Annotated in this window: 6 protein-coding genes; 4 read left to right on the top strand and 2 right to left on the bottom strand. The window is 71.5% G+C overall.

Annotated elements, in window-relative coordinates; translation table 11 throughout:
* Nucleotides 1–124: 124 nt before the first annotated feature.
* A complete protein-coding gene (locus ACZ43N_RS30215) occupies nt 125–862 on the top strand; it encodes a TerD family protein (RefSeq protein ID WP_468102092.1) in 738 nt (245 codons plus the stop codon).
* A 31-nt stretch (nt 863–893) separates the two neighbouring features.
* Here ACZ43N_RS30215 and ACZ43N_RS30210 read toward each other — a convergent pair whose 3' ends face one another.
* Complete coding sequence (locus ACZ43N_RS30210; RefSeq protein ID WP_468102091.1) at nt 894–1,721, bottom strand: TerD family protein; 828 nt, start codon at nt 1,719–1,721, stop codon at nt 894–896.
* A 191-nt stretch (nt 1,722–1,912) separates the two neighbouring features.
* Here ACZ43N_RS30210 and ACZ43N_RS30205 point away from each other — a divergent pair, with 191 nt between their 5' ends.
* Genes ACZ43N_RS30205 through ACZ43N_RS30195 form a run of 3 tightly spaced genes read left to right on the top strand, consistent with a single transcriptional unit; the run spans nt 1,913 to nt 6,402 of the window.
* Nucleotides 1,913–3,079 carry an HpcH/HpaI aldolase/citrate lyase family protein gene (locus ACZ43N_RS30205; RefSeq protein ID WP_468102089.1) on the top strand — a complete coding sequence of 389 codons (1,167 nt, stop codon included), beginning with the start codon at nt 1,913–1,915 and terminating at the stop codon, nt 3,077–3,079.
* A gap of 42 nt (nt 3,080–3,121) precedes the next feature.
* Entirely contained in the window at nt 3,122–5,584 is a 2,463-nt protein-coding gene (locus ACZ43N_RS30200; RefSeq protein WP_468102087.1) for a phosphoribosyltransferase, read from the top strand.
* Complete coding sequence (locus ACZ43N_RS30195) at nt 5,584–6,402, top strand: HAD family hydrolase (protein WP_468102085.1); 819 nt, start codon at nt 5,584–5,586, stop codon at nt 6,400–6,402. Before ACZ43N_RS30200 ends, ACZ43N_RS30195 begins: the two co-directional genes overlap by 1 nt.
* Before the next feature lie 52 nt (nt 6,403–6,454).
* Here ACZ43N_RS30195 and ACZ43N_RS30190 read toward each other — a convergent pair whose 3' ends face one another.
* On the bottom strand, nt 6,455–7,159 hold the full coding sequence (locus ACZ43N_RS30190) for a DedA family protein (RefSeq protein WP_468102084.1): 705 nt from the start codon (nt 7,157–7,159) through the stop codon (nt 6,455–6,457).
* Nucleotides 7,160–7,260 lie beyond the last annotated feature (101 nt).

Here is a 7,260-nt window from a genome sequence, read left to right as displayed (position 1 = left end):
GGTGGATGGTTCTGCGCCGCGGGGGGCGCTCCCCCCCCCCCCCCCCAACCCCCCCCCCCCCCCCCCCCCCCCCCCCCCCCCCCCGCGGTGGTTGACGCGACGACACGGAAGTTGTGGGGCGGGCATGAGTTTCCTGGACAACCTCTGGCGCGGGCGGGCCTCGGAGTTCGACGCGGGCAACGCGGCGACCAACGCGATCGAGCTGACCAAGCGGCACCAGAAGGTGTCCCTCAGCAAGCAGGGCGCCGCCACCGGTCATCTGCGCGTCAACCTGTCCTGGCGGATGCGGACCTCCGACATCGGCGGACCGAAGCGGCAGAGCGTGCTCCGGCACCCCTTCAAGGCGCTCAAGCCGGAGGAGGTGGTGGCGCACAGCCAGAGCATGGTCAACGTCGACCTCGACCTGGGCTGCCTGTACGAGCTGGCCGACGGGACGAAGGGGGTCGTTCAGCCGCTGGGCGGCTTCCTCGGCGACATCAACGACCCGCCGTACATGCGGCTCAGCGGCGACGACCGGTTCGGGTCGGGGTCCGGCGAGACCATGTACATCAACCTGGACCACCGGGACGACTTCAAGCGGATGCTCGTCTTCGCCTACATCTACGACCAGACGCCCGCGTTCGACCGTACGCACGCCGTCGTGACGCTGTACCCGAGCAACGGGCCCCGGATCGAGATCGGACTCGACGAGCGCCATCCGCAGGCCCGGTCGTGCGCGGTGGTGATGATCGAGAACGTCAAGGGGGAGATCGTCGTGCGCCGGGAGGTGAAGTTCGTCTACGGGTTCCAGGCGGAGCTCGACCGGTTGTACGGGTGGGGCCTGCAGTGGGGACGCGGATTCAAGTCCAAGGCCGAGCGCTGACGGTCCTGGCGCCCCTCACGGGGCGCGGCGGTCACCGGCCGATGAACTGCGGGCCCTGCGGAGGCAGCCGGACGTCGGGATCCAGGCCCGCGCCCGCGGGCTGGGGGTAGCCGTAGGCCGGGGCGCCGGCGGTCGCGGGAGCCTGCTGGGTGTGCGGGTAGCCGTAGGCGGGCTGGGTCTGGGCCGCCGGGGGGTAGCCGTACGCGGGCTGTGACGGGACCCCGGTGGTCGGCTGCTCCGGGGGGAGCGGTGCCGAGACCTCCGGTGCCGGGGCCTGGGTCGTGGCCGTCTGGTTCGCCGCGGCGGCCGCCGCCTCCGACTCGTCGACCGAGATGCCGAAGTCGGTGGCGAGGCCCTGGAGGCCGTTGGTGTACCCCTCGCCGAGGGCGCGGAACTTCCAGCCGCCGCCCCGGCGGTAGAGCTCGCCGCAGATGAGAGCGGTCTCCTCGCCCGTCTCCGGCTTGATGTCGAAGTACGCCAGCGGTTCCGCGTCGGAGACCGTGGCGTCGTACAGCAGGATGCGCAGGGAACGTACGCGGTCGAAGGGGACATCGTCGGCGGAAGCCACGAGGAGAATCTGGCCGACGGCGGACTCGACACCGGCCAGGTCAGTCTGGATGGTGTCCGTGAGGCCCTCGGCGACACGCTTCTTGCCGAGCCGCCACACCTTGCCCGAGGGGTGGCGCGGCTGGTTGTAGAACACGAAGTCCTCGTCGGACCGTACCCGTCCGTCGGGGCCGAGGAGCAGCGCCGAGGCGTCGACTTCCGGGGCACCCTGTCCGGGCGCCCAGCGCAGCACGGCGCGGACCGCCGTGGCTTCGATCGGGACGTTCGACCCCTTCAGCATCGCGTGCGTCATGCCGTTCATCCTGCCCTCTCGGTCCTGACCACGACAACGCGGGGGCGGTGATGCGCCGTTCGAGTCGTCGAGGGGCCGACATGGCCGGGTTACCAGAACTTCACGTCCGGAGGGAACTGAAGACACACATTTGTACGTACTATTACCGGCCACCTTCAGACCGGCCGCCCAGCAGCCACGGGGGATTTTCCATGCGTCACTTCGGGCACATCGCCCCTGAGGAGCGTCAGCGTCTCTTCTTCCGCGAGCCGAGTGTCTTCACCGCCGACTCACCGGCCCGCGTGCTCGCCGCTGCCCTCGGGGCCACGCTCTACAGCCCGGCGACGCGCGAGCGGCTGGCCGACGACGTCGTCAAGCAGGCCGGGCGCGGTGTGGTCTCCATGGTGCTGTGCCTGGAGGACTCCATCGACGACGCGGAGGTCCTGGGCGCCGAGGAGAACCTGGTCCGGCAGTTCGCCGACCTCGCCACGCGACCGGACACCGAGCTGCCGCTGCTGTTCATCCGGGTCCGCTTCCCCGGGCAGATACCCGACCTCGTCGAGCGGCTCGGCCCGGCCGTACGGCTGCTGTCCGGATTCGTGCTCCCGAAGTTCACCGAGGAGCGCGGCATCGCCTTCCTGGAGGCGCTCACCGCCGCCGAGGCCGCCAGTGGCCGGCGGCTGTTCGCGATGCCCGTGCTGGAGTCGCCCGAGCTGATGTACCGGGAGACGCGCGTAGAGGCCCTCCAGGGCATCGCCCACACCGTCGACAAGTACCGCGACCGGGTGCTCGCCCTGCGCCTCGGCGTCACCGACTTCTGCTCCTCGTACGCCCTGCGCAGGGCACCGGACATGACCGCCTACGACGTGCAGATCGTCGCCTCCGTGATCGCGGACGTGGTGAACGTGCTGGGGCGGGCGGACGGCACCGGATTCACGGTGACGGGGCCCGTGTGGGAGTACTTCCGGGTGCAGGAGCGCATGTTCAAGCCGCAGCTGCGCACCAGTCCGTTCCTGGAGAACCGCGCCGGGCGGCTGCGCGAGACACTGATAGAGCACGCCCTGGACGGACTGCTGCGTGAGATCTCCCTCGACCAGGCCAACGGTCTGCTCGGCAAGACCTGCATCCATCCGTCGCATGTGCTGCCGGTGCACGCGCTGTCCGTGGTCAGCCATGAGGAGTACAGCGACGCCCAGGACATCCTGAGGCCCGAGCGCAACGGCGGTGGCGTCCTGCGCTCCGCCTCCCGGAACAAGATGAACGAGGTCAAGCCGCACCGGGCCTGGGCTGAAAGGGTTCTGCAGCGGGCCGAGGTCTTCGGTGTGGCGAACGAGGACATCGGCTTCGTGGACCTGCTGGCAGCGGGGCTGCCCGACTGAGGCGCCCGCCGCCCGCACCTGTCGTAACCGACGAAGGAATCGATGAACAACGCAGTGAACGACACGATCTGGTCCGGGACCTGGGTCGCCGAACGGCTCGGGGTCGAGCTGGTGGGTGACGAGGAGCTGAGCGGTCTGCTGGGGCTCGCGCTGCGGCGCAACCCCAAGCGGGCGCATCTGCTGGTGTCGAACGTGCTCGGCAAACATGTGCCGCAGTCGCCGGCCGTCGTGTACGGACACGGGGTCGCCCTCGGCCGCCGGGTGCGGGACCTGCTGGCAGCCGACGGGGCGCGGGCCTCGGTCGTCCTCGGTTACGCCGAGACCGCGACCGGACTCGGCCACTCCGTCGCGGACGGGCTCGGCGACGCGCCCTACCTCCACTCCACCCGGCGGCCCGTCGAGGGTGTCGCCCAGGCCGGCGGCTTCGAGGAGTCCCACTCCCACGCGACGTCGCATCTGCTGCTGCCGGAAAACCCGGAGCTGCTCGCCGGGGCCGGGCCGCTGGTCCTCGTCGACGACGAGTTCTCCACCGGGAACACGGTCCTCAACACCATCCGCGCGCTGCACGAGCGGTATCCGCGTGAGAGGTACGTCGTCGTGGCGCTGGTCGACATGCGGTCGCCACAGGACCAGGGGCGGCTCGCCGGGTTCGCGCGGGAGATCGGGGCGCGCATCGATCTGGTGACCGCGGCCAAGGGGACCGTGCGGCTGCCGGAGGGGGTCCTGGAGAAGGGGCAGGCGCTGGTCGCCGAGCACGAGGGGGCGCCCGCGACGCCGGTGTGCGCCGGGCGGGTCCGCCGGATCGAGCTGGGCTGGCCCGACGGGGTGCCCGACGGCGGACGGCACGGGTTCGCCCCCGCGCACCGGGAACGGCTGGAGGCCGCGCTGCCGGGGATGGCCGCGCGTATCGCCGACGCGCTGCCCGGGGATGCCCGGCGGGTCCTCGTGCTCGGCTTCGAGGAGCTGATGTACGCGCCGCTGCGGCTGGCGACGGAGCTGGAGCGGCTGGTGGACGCGGCGGAGATACGGTTCTCCACCACCACGAGGTCGCCCGTGCTGGCCGTCGACGACCCCGGCTACGCGATACGCAGCCGCATCGTCTTCCCCGCCCATGACGAGCCGGCCGACGGGCCGGGCGAGCGGTACGCCTACAACGTGGCCGGGGGCGGCTTCGACACGGTGGTCGCCGTCGTCGACTCGACCGCCGACACGGCCGCGCTCCACGCGCACGACGGCCTCCTGGCGACCCTGGCCGCCCACACCCCGGCCGTCCTCCTCGCCGTCGTACCGTCCTACGTCCCCTCGGAAGACCCGAAGTCGACCCGGCACCACACCGAAAGGCCCTTCATGCTGCCCGAGCCCCTGCGCGGCCCCGCCTTCTCCTCCTATGCGGCCGAGGAGGTCGGGTGGCTGCTGCAGGATCTCTCCCAGGTGACCTTGGAGGCGCCGACCGAGGAGCGGGAGGAGGCCATCCAGAGCGGCGGGGCGCACTACGCCGAGTCGTTGCCCGTCGAGTACCAGCCGAGTGAGCAGTACCAGGCCCTCTTCCACAGCGCCCTGGACGCGTCGGCCGAGCGGATCGCCGTGGCCGTCGGTGTCGTGACCGAGACCGTGCTGGCGGAGCGGTCCCCACGTCCCGTCCTCGTCTCGCTCGCCCGTGCCGGGACGCCCGTGGGCGTGCTGATGCGGCGGTGGGCGCTCCAGCGGCACGGCGTCGAACTGCCGCACTACGCCGTCTCGATCGTGCGGGGACGCGGCATCGACGCCAACGCGCTGCGCTGGCTGGCCGCGCACCACGACCCGGCGGACGTCGTGTTCGTCGACGGCTGGACCGGCAAGGGCGCGATCACCCGCGAACTGGCCGCAGCGATCGATGAGTTCGAGAAGGCCGAGGGCATCACCGGGTTCGACCCGGAGATCGCGGTGCTCGCCGACCCGGGCTCGTGCGTGCGCACCTACGGCACCCGTGAGGACTTCCTCATCCCGTCGGCGTGCCTCAACTCGACCGTCTCCGGGCTGATATCGCGGACCGTGCTGCGCGCGGACCTCGTCGGACCGGACGACTTCCACGGCGCCAAGTTCTACCGGGAGCTGGCCGGCGCCGATGTGTCCGTGGAGTTCCTGGACGTGATCTCGGCCCGCTTCGCCGATGTCGTCGATGGGGTCGACACCCGCACCAAGGAACTGCTGTCCGCCGACCGCACCCCCACCTGGGAGGGCTGGGCGGCCGTCGAGCGGATCAGCGAGGAGTACGGGATCCACGACGTCAACCTGGTCAAGCCCGGTGTCGGGGAGACCACCCGGGTGCTGCTGCGCCGGGTACCGTGGAAGATCCTCGCGCGGGCCGGGGCGGGCGCGGACCTCGACCACGTACGCCTGCTCGCCGAACAGAGAGGGGTACCGGTGGAAGAGGTGGCGGAGCTGCCGTACACCTGTGTGGGATTGATCCACCCCAAGTACACCCGGGGCGCGACCGGTGCCGACGGCAAGGCGGTGGCGGTCTGATGCCCGGCCCCCGCGTTCTCGTCGCGAGCGATCTCGACCGTACGCTCATCTACTCGACCGCCGCGCTCGCGCTGACCATGCCGGACGCGCGGGCGCCCCGGCTGCTCACCGTCGAGGTGCACGAGAGCAAGCCGCTGTCGTACCTGACCGAGACGGCTGCCGGGCTGCTCACAGAGCTGGGGGACGCGGCGGTGTTCGTGCCGACGACGACCCGGACCCGCAAGCAGTACCAGCGGATCAATCTGCCCGGGCCCACCCCGACGTACGCGATCTGCGCGAACGGCGGGCATCTGCTGGTCGACGGGGTCTCGGACCCCGACTGGTACGCGGGTGTGACCGCGCGGCTCGCGGACGAGTGCGCGCCGCTGGAGGAGGTCCGGGACCATCTCGCCGCCACCGCCGACCCGTCCTGGGTGCGCAAGCACCGCATCGCCGAGGACCTCTTCGTCTATCTCGTCGTCGAGCGTGAGCTGCTGCCCGAGGAGTGGGTGAAGGGGCTCGCGGCGTGGGCGGAGAACCGGGGCTGGACGGTGTCGCTGCAGGGGCGCAAGCTCTACGCCGTGCCGAAGCCGCTGACGAAGAGCGCGGCGATGCGGGAGGTCGCCCGGCGGACGGGGGCGGAGCTGACGGTGGCCGCCGGCGACTCGCTGCTCGACGCGGATCTGCTGCTGGCGGCGGACCGGGCGTGGCGGCCGGGGCACGGGGAGCTGGCGGACGTGAGCTGGTCGGGTCCGACGATCACGGCTCTGCCGGAGCGGGGAGTCATGGCCGGGGAGCGGATTCTCCGGGAGTTCCTGCGGGCCGCGCGGGAAGGGTGACGCCGGGGGCCGCCGGCCGGGCGTGATCCCGGGTCCGGTCAGTCTTGTCCGGTCAGGGGGCGGGGGTGCTGCGGTCCGCGGGCTGCCGGTCGTCGGTGGTCGAGCGCGCAGTTCCCCGCGCCCCTTCGAGGTCGCCCCTCCTCAGGAAGCGGAGCAGTGCGAAGGCCGGCACCGCCAGTGCCGCCGTCGCCAGGACGATCTTCGAGTACGTCGAGACGACCGCCGTCACCTCGGTCCAGTTGGCGCCCAGGAAGTAGCCGGCCAGGACGAAGACCGTGTTCCAGAGCGCGCTGCCCAGGGCGGTGAGGAGTGTGAAGAGGGGGAGGGGCATCCGTTCGACGCCCGCGGGGACGGAGATCAGGCTGCGGAAGACGGGGACCATACGGCCGAGGAAGATCGCCTTGGTGCCGTGCCGGAGGAACCATGCCTCCGTCCGGTCGATGTCGGAGACCTTCACGAGGGGCAGCTTCGCGGCGATCGCGACGGTGCGGTCGCGGCCGAGGAGGGCGCCCACGCCGTAGAGGGCGAGGGCGCCGATGACGGAGCCCGCCGTGGTCCACAGGAGCGCGGCGCAGAGGTTCATCCGGCCGCTGCTCGCGGCGAAGCCGGCGAGGGGGAGGACGACCTCGCTGGGGATCGGTGGGAAGAGGTTCTCCAGAGCGACGGCCAGCCCCGCCCCCGGTGCACCCAGGCGGTCCATCAGCCCTATGATCCACAGGGGTGCACCGCTCATCGACTCCGCTTGCATGGCTGTCATGGGGGCACGCTAAGGGCTGTCCCGTAATCCCCGGCGGGCGCACGACGCCGGCTACGGCACCTCGCCGCGTTGTCGGAACGCCCGCATACATCCAGTATGCG

The organism is Streptomyces sp. NPDC030814 (assembly GCF_055572155.1).
Note: the sequence above shows the minus strand (reverse complement) of the source record. Positions and strands in the feature narration are given on the sequence as shown.

Coding starts and splice junctions, on each gene's coding strand:
- ACZ43N_RS30190 (WP_468102084.1), bottom strand. CDS start 7,159: ATGACAGCCATGCAAGCGGAGTCGATGAGCGGTGCACCCCTGTGGATC.
- ACZ43N_RS30215 (WP_468102092.1), top strand. CDS start 125: ATGAGTTTCCTGGACAACCTCTGGCGCGGGCGGGCCTCGGAGTTCGAC.
- ACZ43N_RS30195 (WP_468102085.1), top strand. CDS start 5,584: ATGCCCGGCCCCCGCGTTCTCGTCGCGAGCGATCTCGACCGTACGCTC.
- ACZ43N_RS30210 (WP_468102091.1), bottom strand. CDS start 1,721: ATGACGCACGCGATGCTGAAGGGGTCGAACGTCCCGATCGAAGCCACG.
- ACZ43N_RS30205 (WP_468102089.1), top strand. CDS start 1,913: ATGCGTCACTTCGGGCACATCGCCCCTGAGGAGCGTCAGCGTCTCTTC.
- ACZ43N_RS30200 (WP_468102087.1), top strand. CDS start 3,122: ATGAACAACGCAGTGAACGACACGATCTGGTCCGGGACCTGGGTCGCC.